The 14817-nt window shown below is 48.6% G+C and carries 13 protein-coding genes and 3 tRNA genes; 10 read left to right on the forward strand and 6 right to left on the reverse strand.

Going from position 1 to position 14817, the window contains the following annotated elements:
* Nucleotides 1–45: 45 nt before the first annotated feature.
* Entirely contained in the window at nt 46–1482 is a 1437-nt protein-coding gene (gene aspA / locus ACOJUO_RS15365; protein ID WP_422132901.1) for an aspartate ammonia-lyase, read from the reverse strand.
* A gap of 393 nt (nt 1483–1875) precedes the next feature.
* On the opposite strand from aspA, the gene ACOJUO_RS15370 reads away from it, so the two are divergent.
* A complete protein-coding gene (locus ACOJUO_RS15370; protein ID WP_422137430.1) occupies nt 1876–4203 on the forward strand; it encodes an inositol phosphate phosphatase SopB in 2328 nt (775 codons plus the stop codon).
* Nucleotides 4204–4277: 74 nt separating this feature from the next.
* Complete coding sequence (locus ACOJUO_RS15375) at nt 4278–4748, forward strand: glycine zipper 2TM domain-containing protein (protein ID WP_422132903.1); 471 nt, start codon at nt 4278–4280, stop codon at nt 4746–4748.
* Between the two features lie 17 nt (nt 4749–4765).
* Here ACOJUO_RS15375 and ACOJUO_RS15380 read toward each other — a convergent pair whose 3' ends face one another.
* The 4 genes from ACOJUO_RS15380 to ACOJUO_RS15395 are packed head-to-tail and all read right to left on the reverse strand — an operon-like array spanning nt 4766 to nt 8463.
* Nucleotides 4766–6358, reverse strand: a complete 1593-nt coding sequence (locus ACOJUO_RS15380) for a glycosyltransferase family 39 protein (RefSeq protein ID WP_422137431.1) — start codon at nt 6356–6358, stop codon at nt 4766–4768.
* Nucleotides 6340–7146 carry a ChbG/HpnK family deacetylase gene (locus tag ACOJUO_RS15385; protein ID WP_422132905.1) on the reverse strand — a complete coding sequence of 269 codons (807 nt, stop codon included), beginning with the start codon at nt 7144–7146 and terminating at the stop codon, nt 6340–6342. The genes ACOJUO_RS15380 and ACOJUO_RS15385 overlap by 19 nt, the downstream gene beginning before the upstream one ends.
* Nucleotides 7143–7511 (reverse strand): GtrA family protein, encoded by a 369-nt coding sequence (locus tag ACOJUO_RS15390; RefSeq protein WP_422132906.1) that lies wholly within the window; start codon nt 7509–7511, stop codon nt 7143–7145. The genes ACOJUO_RS15385 and ACOJUO_RS15390 overlap by 4 nt, the downstream gene beginning before the upstream one ends.
* Nucleotides 7498–8463 (reverse strand): glycosyltransferase family 2 protein, encoded by a 966-nt coding sequence (locus tag ACOJUO_RS15395; protein ID WP_422137432.1) that lies wholly within the window; start codon nt 8461–8463, stop codon nt 7498–7500. The genes ACOJUO_RS15390 and ACOJUO_RS15395 overlap by 14 nt, the downstream gene beginning before the upstream one ends.
* A 463-nt stretch (nt 8464–8926) precedes the next feature.
* On the opposite strand from ACOJUO_RS15395, the gene ACOJUO_RS15400 reads away from it, so the two are divergent.
* The 3 genes from ACOJUO_RS15400 to ACOJUO_RS15410 all read left to right on the forward strand — a co-directional run bounded on the left by ACOJUO_RS15400 (nt 8927) and on the right by ACOJUO_RS15410 (nt 11410).
* Nucleotides 8927–9244 carry a hypothetical protein gene (locus ACOJUO_RS15400; protein ID WP_422137433.1) on the forward strand — a complete coding sequence of 106 codons (318 nt, stop codon included), beginning with the start codon at nt 8927–8929 and terminating at the stop codon, nt 9242–9244.
* Nucleotides 9245–9548: 304 nt separating this feature from the next.
* The gene (locus tag ACOJUO_RS15405; RefSeq protein ID WP_422132909.1) at nt 9549–10391 is read left to right on the forward strand and encodes a sulfurtransferase; all 843 of its coding nucleotides are present in this window, start codon (nt 9549–9551) and stop codon (nt 10389–10391) included.
* 98 nt (nt 10392–10489) lie between these two features.
* Entirely contained in the window at nt 10490–11410 is a 921-nt protein-coding gene (locus ACOJUO_RS15410) for a M14 family metallopeptidase (RefSeq protein ID WP_422132910.1), read from the forward strand.
* Nucleotides 11411–11504: 94 nt separating this feature from the next.
* On the opposite strand, the gene ACOJUO_RS15415 is transcribed toward ACOJUO_RS15410, so the two are convergent.
* Nucleotides 11505–11741, reverse strand: coding sequence for a hypothetical protein (locus tag ACOJUO_RS15415; protein ID WP_422132911.1), 237 nt, complete (start codon nt 11739–11741; stop codon nt 11505–11507).
* 381 nt (nt 11742–12122) lie between these two features.
* Between ACOJUO_RS15415 and ACOJUO_RS15420 the strand changes: the two genes are divergently transcribed.
* From ACOJUO_RS15420 to def, 5 genes are all read left to right on the forward strand, one after another.
* Nucleotides 12123–13484, forward strand: a complete 1362-nt coding sequence (locus ACOJUO_RS15420; protein WP_422137434.1) for a class II 3-deoxy-7-phosphoheptulonate synthase — start codon at nt 12123–12125, stop codon at nt 13482–13484.
* Nucleotides 13485–13811: 327 nt separating this feature from the next.
* Nucleotides 13812–13888: transfer RNA gene (locus tag ACOJUO_RS15425), tRNA-Pro, on the forward strand.
* A 37-nt stretch (nt 13889–13925) separates the two neighbouring features.
* A tRNA-Pro gene (locus ACOJUO_RS15430) sits at nt 13926–14002 on the forward strand.
* A gap of 40 nt (nt 14003–14042) precedes the next feature.
* Nucleotides 14043–14119: transfer RNA gene (locus ACOJUO_RS15435), tRNA-Pro, on the forward strand.
* A gap of 70 nt (nt 14120–14189) precedes the next feature.
* On the forward strand, nt 14190–14705 hold the full coding sequence (gene def, locus ACOJUO_RS15440; protein ID WP_422137435.1) for a peptide deformylase: 516 nt from the start codon (nt 14190–14192) through the stop codon (nt 14703–14705).
* The last annotated feature ends 112 nt before the right edge of the window (nt 14706–14817 follow it).

Genomic DNA, 14817 nt, shown 5'->3' on the forward strand with positions numbered 1-14817 from the left:
GTTCTTCATACACCGGATGTCACTATATACGACTGATTTTAACGATCAGTGTACCTTATTGCTCAGGTCCAGTGGCGCGATCATGTTTTCTGGCTTGAGAATTTCCGCCAGTTGCTCGTCCGTCAGCAAGCCTTCTTCCTTAACCAGATCTACTACACGACGACCGGTCTTCAAGGCAGTTTTGGCAATGCGGCTGGAATTTTCGTAACCCAGGTATGGGTTCAGAGCGGTTACCAGGCCAACAGAGTTGTAGACATAATCCATACAGACGTCCCTGTTAGCTGTAATGCCTTTAACGCAGCGATCAGACAGCATGAACATACCGTTGGTGAGCTGCTGGATGGATTCCAGAATCTTGTAAACCAGTACCGGCTCAGCGTAGTTAAGCTGCAGCTGGGCTGCTTCTGAAGCCATGGTAACGACCAGATCGTTTCCGATAACGTGGAAAGCGATCTGGCTCATGGCCTCAGGAATAACCGGGTTAACTTTGCCCGGCATGATGGAGGAACCTGGCTGCATTTCAGGCAGATTGATGTCATTAAAGCCACACAGAGGACCGGAAGAGAGCAGACGCAGGTCATTACTCATCTTGGACAGCTTGACGGCCATTCGTTTCAGGGCGCTGGAGAAGATAACAAAAGCGCCCATGTCGGAGGTGGCTTCCACCAGGTCACCCGCCAGGATCATATTCTGGCCGGAAATTTCAGACAGGTATTTAACCGCCAGGGGTGCGTAACGGCTGTCTGCAGTGATACCCGTTCCGATGGCAGTACCGCCCAGGTTGACTTCGCACAGTAGCTTGGCCATATCCTTGATACGGTCGATGTCTTCACCAATGGTGGTTGAGAAAGCACGGAATTCCTGACCCAGAGTCATAGGTACAGCATCCTGCAGCTGGGTACGACCCATTTTCAGTACGTCTTTGAACTCTTCAGCTTTAACATCACAGGCATTCTTCAGGCTCTTGGCGGCTACAACCAGTTCGTTGTGTTTCAACACCATGGACAGACGCATAGCCGTTGGATAAACGTCATTGGTAGACTGTGCCATGTTAACGTGTGTGTTTGGGTGCAGGTGCTCATATTGACCACGACGGTAACCCATCAGCTCCAGTGCGCGGTTGGCAATCACTTCGTTGGCATTCATATTGGTGGAGGTTCCGGCCCCGCCCTGAATCATGTCAACGGTGAACTGGTCATGTAGTTTTCCGGCAATAATTTCGTCACAGGCGTCTGCAATGGCATCGGCCTTGGCTGTATCCAGCATTCCCAGATCGCGGTTAGCCAGTGCACAGGCTTTCTTGACCATGGCCAGGGCTTTCGGAATGTTTGAGAAGTGGTTCAGTGTGACACCGGAAATGTTGAAGTTTTCCAGGGCTCGCTGAGTCTGGATGCCATAGTAAGCCTCTTGGGGTACAGGGGCTTCACCCAGCAGATCATGCTCGATGCGGTATTCGTTCAGATCAGTATTATCCAGTGCCATTGATGTATCACCACTAATAAGGAATATCGGCAACAAGAGATGGGGAGTCTGGTTAAGTGCCACCTCAAAATATCAGGGTTAGTCTGTTCCTGCTTAGAGCTTCCGGCAATATGAAATTCTACCTATCAAACTATTACAAATGTCATCATTCAGGGTGTGAATAGCTACCGATGACAGGTTACAGGTTCTGCCTTTGGCTATTCTTCTAATAGGATGTCAAAGGCTTATTGTTAATGCTACTAAATCAAATTCCAGGTCTGTTCTCTAACCCCAGACATGAATGGACACAGATTCGCTCCCGATATGATCAGACAACCCCTGTGGCGGTGCTCAGGGATTTACTGATTCTTTCTTCACTTCCCGGAATTTATCACTGACTGAGGAATCATAGCTATGGATGGCAGCAAACTTCCAGCGGGCTTCCAGCCCACATCGGTTAGCCCTCAAGCGGCAACTCCGGATATCGGGGAAATGCAGGAGGCGAGGCACAGCAGCCGCCAGAACAGGTTCATCAAAGCCATTAAGAATGTTCTGAAAAAGTTGCCGGGACGAGGTAACCGTGCACTTCGCAATATCCCCATAAAGCAGAGACAAATCACTGCATTCAGTCAGCCTGTGCCGAAGATGATGTCTGGCAATATTCGATCTCAGGCTCAGGCAAACGATATTTTCAGAGAGGTTGAAGATGTCTTTGCCAAGGTAAAAATGGGGCAGGGTGACAGTCCTGAAGTTCAGAAGGCCTATCAGCAGGCCAGAAACCAATTCGAAAATGCAGCTATTTCCGTAGCCAAAGATGTTCTCATTGAAGCCAGGCTTCAGTCTGATGGTGGTGAGCTTATTCTGGCAATGAAAGAGTTCATCGAGCAGCATGAGAAAAAGATTCATCAGGACTATGAACCCGTGACAGAAAAGATGGTAGAAAATCTGCGGGGACTTCCAGGTAAGCTCCTCAATGAATTATCTCTGAGGAATGTAGACAGGGAGGTTGCCAGAGAAGTGTTAGAGGTGCATCTGAATGAAAGCAGGGAGTCCCAGACCGTCTCAGATCACAACCAGATACCTCTATCAGATGCTGAAGTGGTCGTTCCCGGAAGTACTCACGATCACAAAGAGTTGTTCAAGTTACAGAAGCTGCAGTTTGATTCAGCCAGAGAAGTTCTGAAGAATGAATCACATTCGGCTCAGAGAGAGGGACGTACAGAGGATGTTGAACGCCTGACCAAGCTAGATCGTCAGCTATTGAATGAGTTGAGAAGACTCCAGCAAACCGTTCAGCTTAAGGGCGATGAACCTGTCAACAGGGAAGAGATGCGCAAGGCCAAAGAATCATATCCGAAAATTCTGCAGGACGCCCTGGTTTCGGCTGGCGTCGATAAGCAAACTGTGGCCAGAGATTTCGAAGAGGCTTTTATCGATCAGTTAAATTTTCGTCCCTGGAAAACGATAGAAAAATCTTTCTCTCAGGCTGGAGTTGAGTTTGCTTCCAGACAGCAACCTGCGGCTGAAATCAAAGTGCCAGAGTCCTTAAGGGGAGAGGTTTCCCGTCTCTATGAAACTGACTATGCAGGGTATGGAGTCAGCGGTATCGATTCGACCAACACGTATCATGCTACTAACCTGAGTCGCAGTGATTTTTCTATTAATAACAGTAATGTCTACACAGGCATAAGACATGGCATTGCCGATCCTTATGGTGTTGACTGGGATCCCGATCTAAAGGCTGAAGGTGGAAAAGTCAAGGCCAGAGAAATCTTACTTTCGGCTCTGGCAACCCGGCCTGATATTTTTGAGCAAGCTCTGATAGCGTCACAGGGAGGGCCAGTCCCAACACTTGCTATGACATCCACTTCCATGGTCACGACAGGCCTGGGTTCCGGAAAAGAGAGAAAAATGCAGAAAGCTCAGAATGAAGCTTTCAAATACTTTACTGACCCTGCTAAACAGCCTGTCACGATGGAACTTCCGGGAGCTGACGGACAGACCCGGACCATCAAACTTAATTTCAAACAGGCACGCTTTAATATTCCTGTGAACTGGGGAGGGGTTGGAAGCGCCTCTCTGGTAACAGGTGGAAGATCTTTCCAGAAAAAAATGAACGATCCGGCTATGGAAATGCTGGTAGGCAAGCTGGGCAAGGCCGACATCCCCGGCGGTATGGCTGCTGAATTTCTCAATGGCACTTCAAAGAAATGTGAGGAAATCAGGGCGCAGATCAGGGACGCCGAAGAAGTAGGCAACGGGGAAAAAGTGTCTGAACTGAATGCCCGGCTGGACCAGTTAAACAGGGATGATCGATCAGTAAAGGATCTTACCACTCAGATTAAAGCAATCTATGAAAAAGGTAGCCATTATCACCATCATCATGATGCCTATAAGCTGGCTACCAGAGTGGCCCTGTTGACTCACATGGTGGGTGCTGTGCCATTATCCAATTGCAATAGCGGCAAAGACAGAACCGGAATGCTGGATGCCGAAATCAAGTTTCTGGCGGCCAGGATCAACCCGGAAACCGGAGAGGTACCCGAACCGGGACCTATTGTGGATCCTGCTGACAGAGCCTTATTCCAGAAGATTCTTCAGGAGAGCGGAAATCTGGAAGTCCAGGAGCAGAACGTGGGTGTTCGCGGTTATAAAACAGAATGGGTCGATTCGATCAACGAGAGAGTGGGTGATCTTGCCATTCGCGAAGAAATCAGAGGGCTTTCCAAATCAGTGGATTAGTGGGGAATTTTGTCGCCGTAGCACAGTCTAAACTGGACAGGAAACTGGAATTAAACCTAACAGGAGGCATATTTATGAACAATAGGATCAAACAGGCAGGGACCGTCTTGCTGCTTTCTCTCTCTGTGGTTGGCTGTACGACCGATCAGACAGGGACTACTTATTCTGCTTCTGAAGCTCGTCAAATGCAGACAGTCCGGTTTGGCACCGTTGCTGAATCCAGGCTGGTCAAACTCGAAGGCAGCCAGGGTGAGGTCGGCACTCTGGCAGGGGCAGCGGTGGGTGGTATCGCAGCTTCCAGTATTGGTGGTCAGCGCGAAAGTGCTATTGCAGCAGTGGCTGGAGCTGTTGCCGGTGGCGTTTTGGGCAATATGGCCGAGAAGAAAATTACCTCCAAGCAGGGTGTTGAACTAACAGTCAGACTGGATGACGGCTCTTATGTTTCTGTTGTTCAACAGGCTGATCCGGCCGTTAGCTTTGCTGCGGGCGATAAAGTAAAAATCCTTACCCAGGGCACTGCCAGCCGGGTTGTCAAGGTTCAGTGAGAAAAAGGCGGATCGGCTTAATCAATGCCCTCCGCCAGATTACCTGGGGTCATTTGCGGTCTTAAGAGGTAATACTCCACAAACAGTTTAGGCTTATTATCCACATTCACTTTAGTCACGGGCTCGAATTCAAAGAGCCCTAGAAATTCAGCCTGAGGATAGTTCTTTTCAAGCCTTTGTCTGACTTCCTTTGAATATCGCTTGCCATCCGTCATGACAATGATTCCGCCTTTTTTGCGGAAATCTTCTTCTTTCATCCAGAGGCTTTCTGTCGGATTAAGACCAAAAAATGGAATGGTTTTGTGATTCTGGCTATACGCCAGCAGCTCAGCAACGTGGTAGTGAAGCCCGCCCAGATAAGGGATATAACCTTCGTTTTCAGGGCGATCTTCCTGGTGAAATGCCCACAACTCTTCAGCTTTTAGCATTTGGGCCCTGAGAGGCACGAACTCCACTGAATCCGAGTAATCTTCATCAAAGACAGGTTTGAACAGCAAGTAGCTGCATCTCAATAAAACAAACAATACCCCGGTGAATAAACACCAGAACACCACTTTCTTGAAACGCGGGTAATCGATCAATGGACGAGTCCAGACCAGCACCAGCAGCGGCAGCCAGACAAAGTAGGGGGTAGCCCAGCGGGGTACGAGCTTCTCGCCGGTTACCAGTCCAAACAAGAGTGTACAGGCAAATGGACCTGTCGCTATGGCGATTAGAAAAACTTTTTTGAAACGATCATAAAGGATAGGGAGCCTGGGAGCTCTGAAAAGGGGGATCATCAAAAGAAAGAATACCAGGACATTGCCCAGATTATTCTTGATAAAGTTCAGAGGAAATATCAGATGATCCCAGTGTGTACCGGTTCCATAACGCTCACTTTCAACGTAGTTTTCTCCCAGATAGCTCACTGCTGCAAAGTTGTTGTCCCATAGCCAGTAAAGATGGGGGGAGGCGATAGCCAGTGCGAGAAGCCCACCCAACCATGGGCCAACGGAGGAAAGTGCGAGTCTGCCTTCGTGGGTAATTAAAAGAACAATAAACAGGGGCGCAAACAAAACGGCCACCTGATATTTAGTCAGAATGGCCAGCCCTGACATGACTCCGGTCAGCAGCCAATAAGCCAGGGATTGACGAGTCACTGCAAAATAAAAAGTCAGGGCAAGTAAGGCCCAAATTGGATGCTGAAGCGTGTCCGGTGTCAGTCTTTCTACCCGGTTACTGTAGAAGAGAATGCCTTGTAACAAAAAGACTGCCAGCAGGGCACCAGCCTCGGTCAAATATTCTCTGGCCAGACGCCAGACAGCAACAAAAGCAATCACCACAGTAACCTGGGCAAAGAGATAGACAGGCCAGTCGCTGGTATCACTTAAGTTTGAAAAAAAAGCGGCAGTCCAGGCTGCCAGAGGTGGGTGTTTTTCATACCCCCACTGCCAGAGATTACCCCAGGCGATGCCTTCAAGTGTGTCAGAGTGCAGCGTGTTCCTGACCAACCAGGGGCCCAGGGTCCAGAAAAACAGCTGAAAAAGGCAGATCAGACCGAGCCAGCGAAAAGGGTGCTTAATGACCATGGAAGAGGGTGAAGACTCGGCAATCATTGCTTCATTCTGCACAGATCAACTCCTGTTTGTTGACAGTCGGCTAGAAATTGTTGGCTCGATAAATAATCAAACTCTAACTGTCTGGCTTGAGGGTGATCCAGATTGATGTGGTCGGCAGTTTTACCCGGGTGACACATAATCAGCCCTTTGTCGTATGAATCAGAGAGCCATGCTTTCATTAGGGTGGAATAGTTTTCTTGCGGTTTCAGTGAATAGACGCCAGCAAAGGAAGTATTGGTATTGATACTCTGGTTGAGCAATTCGCAGTTTAGGCTCTTACTGCCAGAACCTTCAATAATGTAGCTTTTCAGGCCACCACCATGACGGATGATGGGTGTAACGCTTCTCACCCAGAAAGAAGGTTCGGGCCTAAAGGTGCGTATTACCGATAACAGGGTTTCACGTACCATGGGCAGGTGGTGTACGTGCTGATGGCCATCAACAAAGTCGGGGGCTCTGCCGGTAGCGTCGATAAAATACTGATATTGTGCCGTGACTTCTTCCAGCAGGGCGGTCCGGTCCAATAAGTGAAGATGGCTCTTGATTAAAACCTCATTCAGGCTGGGGAGCCCGTCTACATAGGCGGAACTGAGGCCATTGCCTTCAGTTAAATTAAGATGCAGGCCAATATCAACCTTTTCCTGAATGGTCGTCAGGTGGCTTGCCTGCTTTATCCAGTCCGGACCAGTGACCAGACAACTGGTGGCCTGAATTCTGCCGAGAATGGCCAGCTCCAGAATAGCTTCCGATACCCCTGGGTGAATCCCGTAATCATCTGCGCACAGTGTTATTCTTTTCATTTAAAGGCCCAGTATTTGCTCAGGGTATAAGTGACCAGGGGAATCGTTGCCAGGACGATAAAGCTGGCCATTAGATAATTCAAACCGGTGTAGGTTAACAGCAGGGTATAAAGCCCCTGATTGAGCACAAAGCTGCAGAGCAATTGAACCAACAGGAATTTCAGCAGAGTATTGCGAAGTACATGTTGCTTGTGATTAAAAGTCCACAATGAATGACCCAGGTAACTGACGACAAAGGCCAGAATAAAAGCGGCAGGGTTTGCCAGTAGCGGGTTTACTTGAGTCAGGTCTACCAGAAGCCAGAGTACAAAAAGGTGAACAGCTGCAGCAGTACTGCCAGTTATAATAAACTTAATCGGCTGCATTGCTATCCTTCTGATTCTTGAATCCCAGTTGTCGCTGTATCAAGTATCTGGGGCGTTTTTTTACTTCACAGAAAATACCGGCAATGTACTCACCCAGTAACCAGAGAGACAATAGCTGTATGCCGCCAATAAAGGTGATGGCGACAATGACCGTGGGCCAGCCCGGCAAGGGGGCGCCAAGAACAAGAGTTCGAAAGATGATAAAGAGTGCGTAAAACACTGAGATGAAAGAAATAATCAGTCCAAGCCCACCGACAATCCTGAGTGGCAAAGTAGTGAATGCTGTAATGCCCGAAAGAGCCAGGCTGGTCAGTTTGCCATAGCCCCAGCCGGATTGCCCTGCCAGCCGGTTTCTAACCTGAAAGGGAAGGCCGATGCTCTTGTAACCTACCCAGGCATAGATACCTTTCATAAAGCGACTGCGCTCAGGCATGGCTCTGAGGGCATCGACCACTACCTTGTCCAGTAGCCGGAAGTCGCCTGCGTGAGCTGGTACATCAATGCCTGTGCTGGAGTGCATGATTCGGTAGAAAAATTGTGCGCCTTTCTTTTTCAGGAAAGATTCATTTTCCCTGTCCTGACGGACGCCGTAGACCATCTGGTAACCCTGTTGCCAGTAATCAACAAAAACAGGGATCATTTCCAGAGGGTGCTGAAAGTCTGCGTCGATCAAAATCACAGCGTCACCGGAAGTGGCATCAATTCCGGCAGTCAGCGCAGTCTCCTTGCCGAAGTTTCTGGATAACTCAATCAGCTTGATCCTCTCGTCATTACAGAAGGATTCGACCAGTTCGACCGTTTTGTCGGTACTGCCATCATCCACCACAATAATTTCAAGATGCTCGGTGATCTCTTCAAGCTGTTTAATCAGTGCTTCCATGAACCGACCAATGACCTGGCTTTCATTGAAAACCGGCACCACACAGCTAAGTAAGAAGTTGTTAGAGGGCATTTTGTCTCCGGCTCGATAATTTATAGGGTCATGAGTTTCGCTTTCCATCCTTGAACAGGGAGCGATATATCGTACTCATGGCTACATTTAATTGTTATTATTTATCGGCTTGGCACTCTTTACAGTGAGGCTCAATTCACTAAGCTGCAGGAAAAGAACAAGGTTATTCATCAGTAAAATGCTTTTTTTCTTGGTGTTGACAGAGCATTCCTGACTCGCGCTTGTGACCAAAAATTGAGCAAAGTTCTACACCATAGTGGTATGGTGTCTCTGAAAAAGCAAGTTGCGGTCAGAGTTTTAAAGGACTGACTCAGGATTGCGTGAATCCTTGCCCTCATTAGAAGAATCTTTTAGCTGGGGCATTCTGTCAGTTCGGGGCACAGAAGCATGACCAATGTCCTGTCGTCTGATACGGTATAGTCCGGATTTTGAGATCATAAACAGACCCTGTGACGGAGTAGCTATGAGAAAGGAACATCTGATTGCCCTGGTATTTGGCTTTGGGATTCTGGCCGTTGCCGCAGGGCTTTATCTGATGCAACCCGCTGATGAACCTGGGCAGGTAGATAGTAACAATGTGCTTGTTGAGATTCCCTCTGAGCCTGAGGCAGAAACCAGGGCAGCTGAAGACGACGATGATTTCCCGTTGTCCAATAATGGTGATGTAACACGGATTATTATTGATGATGAGGCTGGGGATATCGGTGACATTTTGTCTGAAAAGGTTCTGATCAATGACGAAGTGGTAGACCAGAGCGAACTGGATGAGCTGGATCACTGAGATATAACGATTATTTACCGAGGCTTATTGATTGATTACAAGATTGTGGGAAATGTCTTACAAAGTCTGGTGCTTTCTTCCTGCATTCTGCCCTTCAGCAGCTTGATATGTTGAAGGTGCATGGACAGCAAATTCACACGGATGTGAACCCATCATGGACAGTCGGGTAGTAACCCTGAGTCTCCCCTCAGGGTTTTTACCCAGCCCCTGCCTCTGAATTGATCAGCAATAATCCAGAACCTCAGTGAAGTCTTCTTACCGAGATGTTTGAGCATCTCCCTGAAAGTTGGGATGGATTTATAGAATGTCACCCTTCATAGAACCCGAAACCCTGGCAGCCCTGCTAACCGCCCCCGGGGTTGTCGTGCTTGATGCTCGCTTCAGTCTTGCCGACCCCAAACTGGGACAGACTCTTTACCGTCAAGGACATCTCCCCGGTTCTCGATACATCGATCTCGAGAAAGATCTGTCTGCTCCATTGGTTCCCGGGAAAACCGGCAGGCATCCCCTGCCGGAGCCTGAGGTGTTTGCTGAACATTTGAGAACCCTGGGTATCAGCAAAACCACCCATGTGGTTGTTTATGATGACGGTAATCATGCTATGGCTGCCCGAGCATGGTGGCAATTGCGCTGGGTTGGCGTGGAACCTGTTCAGGTTTTGCATGGTGGTTTCAAAAGATGGTCTGCTGGCTGTTATCCTGTAACGACTGAAACGCCTGCTATCACCCCCTCTGACTTTATGGCTGATGTTAATCACGGCATGACAGTCTCTGCCAGTGAGGTTATGGAGCAGTTGCAAAGTCCGGTTTTTCGTTTAATAGATGCCCGTGCTCCTGAGCGTTTTGCCGGAGAATCAGAGCCTCTTGACAGTAAAGCAGGTCATATTCCCGGGGCGATCTGTTATCCATTCACTTCCAATATGGATAATTCAGGTTCTTTTCTTTCCATAGAACAGTTACGAAAACAGTTGGGAGTTCTGATGGTCGATGGACTGGAGCCCGTGTTTTACTGTGGCTCGGGTGTTACTGCCTGTCATAACCTTCTGGCTATGGAATACGCTGGTATGCCAGCTGCCAAACTCTTTCCGGGTTCATGGAGTGAGTGGATTACTGATGACAGCAGGCCGGTAGCAACCGGTTTGCGTTGAACCCTGTGTCTTTTGGACTGGATGTTATCATCACAAGCGGCTATTGACTGAACTCTGTATACTCTGCTCTTTTCAGTGAATGCGTTAAGGGCAGAGAGATGGGCAGCAGTTATAGATTCCCGATTGGCACGCCTGGTCAAGTATGGGGCAAGGAAGAACGTAAAGTCTGGTATGAACAAACCACCATCAAGCGTGAATACCAAAGGGAAGTCGTGCCCAAAATAATGGCTTTGAAAGAGCATTATGATGTTGAGCAGTATGGTGCCCTCTCCTACGATGTTGAGCGTTTTCCTTTGTATGCCATCAGGAGTCGAAACTGGAACACTGACAAGCCCGTTGTTCTGGTGACCGGTGGAGTCCACGGCTATGAAACCAGTGGTGTTCACGGTGCGTTAAAATTTCTGGAAGTTGAGGCTAAAAACTTTGTAAGCCACTTCAATATCCTGGTGGCGCCCTGCATCAGCCCCTGGGGTTATGAAACCATCAATCGCTGGAATCCCAATGCCATTGATCCTAATCGTTCCTTCTACAAAGACAGCCCGGCAGAAGAGTCCACCAACTTGATGAAACTGTTGGCAGGTTTGGAGCAGGAAGTATTGGTTCATATTGATCTGCATGAAACTACGGATACGGATGAAACTGAATTTCGTCCTGCTCTGGCAGCAAGGGATGGCAAAGGCTATGTGGAAGAGGGAATACCGGATGGTTTCTACACAGTGGCTGATACCGAAAACCCTGTTCCCGAATTCCAGAAGGCGGTGATTGATTCCGTCAGACAGGTGACGCACATTGCACCCGCAGACGATCAGGGAAAAATTATTGGCTCCCCGGTGATTCAGGAAGGTGTGATCCACTATCCTATGAAAAAGCTGGGTCTTTGTGGTGGTATAACAGACTGCAGGTTTGGCACCACGACTGAAGTTTATCCGGACAGCCCAAAAGTAACTGACGAAGAGTGCAATGATGCCCAGGTGGCGGCTATTGTCGGCAGTCTCAATTATGTAATGGGTCAGCTCTGACTATGAGCCTGCGTTTCCTGCAGCAGGCAATGACGGCAGGAAACATCAACCGCAAACAAGCTTCAAGACAGCTTCAGATTGACAGGCTACAGGATCACCGGCGCAGCGGCGTCAGCTCGCGAATGTCTTTTTCCATAGCCAGCTTACTGACGACCTGGTTCTGGCTGGTAAAGCCTGAGACAGACATTTTGACTTCGTAGTGGCCTCGCTCCGGAACCAGTTCAGCAGAAAAGTTGCTGATCTTGAGGCCCTCTTCTGCACTGGAGTTCAATACTTTCTCAAGGCTGTCGAGGCTACCTGTCGTGACCAGTCTGAGTTTGAGTTCGCTCACTGTCTTCTCCTTTTTTTCGTGACGCTTTATTTCGCAGTGGCAAAAAAAAAGCCCCCGGACCTTCTCTTGGTGCGGGGGCTGTGTTTTCTGCTTTTAAGCTATCCACGACAGACCCCGCGACACATAATAATGCCGCGTTTCATAATGGTTTTGGTCATGGATCGTGTGGAATTCATGGTCGCTAATGCACCAGGCTAAATTTCAGTGCACTGTATACCAAATTTTTCAATTGTGTGTAAAGGCTTTTTGTTGAAAGGCTGAAAGTAAAAAACAGGCTATTCTTTTTGATACAAGTTCGATAGAGATTGGGCTTTGTCCAGTGATTTCATGTAAAATGGCCTGTTATGTTCATGAAGAAATACGACGCCCCGAGAGGAGCAAATGAAACAATGGCAAGTTGATAGCTGGAGAGAAATGCCTGTCATCCAGCTGCCGGAATACCCCGATCAAGATCATCTTAAACAGGTGGAGCAACAGTTACACCGCATGCCGCCGCTGGTCTTTGCCGGTGAGGTAAGAGCGTTGCGACAGAAGTTGACAGCTGCTACCGAGGGCAAAGCGTTTCTATTGCAGGGTGGTGACTGTGCCGAGAGCTTTCTGGAGTTCTCAGCAGATAATATTCGGGATACCTTCAAGGTCCTGATGCAGATGGCCGTCGCGCTGACATTTGGCGCCAGTTGTCCTGTCATCAAGGTAGGCAGGATGGCTGGCCAATTTGCCAAGCCCCGTTCGTCTGGTACCGAAGTCATAGAAGGTGTTGAGCTGCCGATTTATCGCGGCGACATCATTAATGCTATGGACGCCACAGTAGAATCCAGAATTCCTGACCCCGAGAGAATGCTTAAGGCCTATCATCAGGCGTCATCGACTCTGAACCTGCTCAGGGCTTTTGCCCAGGGCGGGCTTGCGTCTCTGGAGCAGGTTCACGCCTGGAATCTGGATTTTGTCGCCAGCAGTCCACAGTCTGAGCAGTACAGTCATCTGGCTGATCGAATTGATGAAGCACTTGATTTCATGAGGGCCTGCGGTATTTCTTCCGAGCATTCCAGGGTGATCAGTGAAACGGACTTCTACACCTCCCATGAAGCTCTTTTGCTGCCTTATGAGCAGGCCATGACCCGTCAGGACAGTCTTTCCGGTCACTGGTACGACTGCTCGGCACACATGCTCTGGGTAGGCGACAGAACTCGTCAGGTTGAGGGGGGACACGTTGAATTCGTTCGGGGTATTAGCAACCCGATTGGTCTGAAGGCGGGTCCAACCATGCCTCCTGAAGATCTGATTCGCCTGATTGATCTGATCAGCCCGGACAACGAAGCTGGTCGCCTGAATGTGATTGTGCGCATGGGCGCAGACAATGTTGAAAAACACCTGCCAGAACTGATTCGTGCTGTCGAGAGGGAAGGGCGTCAGGTGTTGTGGAGCTGTGATCCGATGCACGGCAACACATTCAAGGCCTCCAACGGTTATAAGACGCGTGAGGTCAGCCGAATTCTGCGTGAGGTGAAACAGTTCTTTGCGGTTCACCAGGCAGAAGGAACCTATGCGGGTGGTGTTCACTTTGAAATGACCGGTCAGAAGGTAACCGAGTGCATTGGTGGTTCCCGTGCCGTAACCGAAGACTCTCTGGGTAATCGCTATCATACTCACTGTGATCCAAGACTGAATGCTGATCAGGCGCTGGAACTTGCTTTCATGATTTCCGACACTCTGAAAGACTGTCGAAAACTGCGTGAAAGATGACCACGATGATGCAGTTGGACAGGATCCTTCGAGGGGGTAGTGAATGGCATTGTTACTGCTCAACTCAGCACTGAGGAATTGGAGTTGATAATATCTTTACAGGGCATCTATGCTTCGGAAGGAAATTTTCCCAGTCTGACTAAAAAAATAACCATGAGCGAAAAAACATTTTACATTAAAAAAAGGTCCTTCCTGTGCAAGTTCTTGGTTGTCTGTTTTTTAGCTGGTTGAAGTTTTGTGGCAAATACTTTTGTCAAAGGCGAATCATTTTGGTAGATTAGCCGCCGTTCCGTGGCGAGGCCTCAAAAGCCTGTCACGAGATAGAGACGGGGTATAGCGCAGTCTGGTAGCGCGCCTGCTTTGGGAGCAGGATGTCGGGAGTTCGAATCTCTCTACCCCGACCAGTTTCTTGCAGAAGTAACCTGACTTCTGGACAGAACACGGGGTATAGCGCAGTCTGGTAGCGCGCCTGCTTTGGGAGCAGGATGTCGGGAGTTCGAATCTCTCTACCCCGACCAAATTCTTGCAGAAATTTCACGGTTTCTGGTCAAAACGCATCGGGGTATAGCGCAGTCTGGTAGCGCGCCTGCTTTGGGAGCAGGATGTCGGGAGTTCGAATCTCTCTACCCCGACCATTTTTTCCTCCTTTTTTTCTGTCTATAGTTGTTGTGTAACAACCAACAAAATATTCACAGAAGAAACTCCATGGCGATTTTAAAACTGGTTCCGGAATCCAATCCTGCTTTAAGAACTCCCACTACCCCTGTTACTGACTTTGGTCCGGGTTTTCAGAAAATCGTGGATGATATGTTCGAAACTATGTATGCCGTTAACGGTGCCGGGCTGGCTGCTACACAAGTTGGTCTGGGGATGAGAGTGGCGGTAATTGATGTCACGCGTGATAAAAGTCAGCCTCTGGTCATTGTAAATCCTGAGATTATTGAAAAGTCGGGTGAACAGAAAATGGAGATGGGCTGTCTTTCACTGCCGGGCTGCTGGGCAGCAGTTAAGCGGGCAGGCTGGGTCAAAGTCAGGGCTCAGGATCGTCATGGTGAATTTTTCGAGATGGAAGGTGAGGGTATCCTTTCAGAAGCTTTTCAGCATGAAATCGACCATCTGGACGGTGTATTATTTATTGACAAACTCTCGGCTCTGAAGCAAAAAATGGTACGTCAAAGAGCACGTAAGGCGCTGAAGAAGCATGAAAGAGGTAATAAATAAGGCCGCAGACAGATTTGAATCCAACATGTTTTTGACTCTTGATCCTATAGAAGGTTTGTAGGCTGGAAAATAGAAGTGTTTTCATAGTAAACCGAGCCTTGTTCATTTCAGA

Source organism: Endozoicomonas sp. ALC020, assembly GCF_049275935.1.
Lineage (GTDB): Bacteria > Pseudomonadota > Gammaproteobacteria > Pseudomonadales > Endozoicomonadaceae > Endozoicomonas_A.

What these genes read in the sequence shown, in the direction of transcription:
- aspA (WP_422132901.1), bottom strand. Translation starts at nt 1,482, where the DNA reads ATGGCACTGGATAATACTGATCTGAACGAATACCGCATCGAGCATGAT.
- ACOJUO_RS15370 (WP_422137430.1), top strand. Translation starts at nt 1,876, where the DNA reads ATGGATGGCAGCAAACTTCCAGCGGGCTTCCAGCCCACATCGGTTAGC.
- ACOJUO_RS15375 (WP_422132903.1), top strand. Translation starts at nt 4,278, where the DNA reads ATGAACAATAGGATCAAACAGGCAGGGACCGTCTTGCTGCTTTCTCTC.
- ACOJUO_RS15385 (WP_422132905.1), bottom strand. Translation starts at nt 7,146, where the DNA reads ATGAAAAGAATAACACTGTGCGCAGATGATTACGGGATTCACCCAGGG.
- ACOJUO_RS15390 (WP_422132906.1), bottom strand. Translation starts at nt 7,511, where the DNA reads ATGCAGCCGATTAAGTTTATTATAACTGGCAGTACTGCTGCAGCTGTT.
- ACOJUO_RS15395 (WP_422137432.1), bottom strand. Translation starts at nt 8,463, where the DNA reads ATGCCCTCTAACAACTTCTTACTTAGCTGTGTGGTGCCGGTTTTCAAT.
- ACOJUO_RS15400 (WP_422137433.1), top strand. Translation starts at nt 8,927, where the DNA reads ATGAGAAAGGAACATCTGATTGCCCTGGTATTTGGCTTTGGGATTCTG.
- ACOJUO_RS15405 (WP_422132909.1), top strand. Translation starts at nt 9,549, where the DNA reads ATGTCACCCTTCATAGAACCCGAAACCCTGGCAGCCCTGCTAACCGCC.
- ACOJUO_RS15410 (WP_422132910.1), top strand. Translation starts at nt 10,490, where the DNA reads ATGGGCAGCAGTTATAGATTCCCGATTGGCACGCCTGGTCAAGTATGG.
- ACOJUO_RS15420 (WP_422137434.1), top strand. Translation starts at nt 12,123, where the DNA reads ATGAAACAATGGCAAGTTGATAGCTGGAGAGAAATGCCTGTCATCCAG.
- def (WP_422137435.1), top strand. Translation starts at nt 14,190, where the DNA reads ATGGCGATTTTAAAACTGGTTCCGGAATCCAATCCTGCTTTAAGAACT.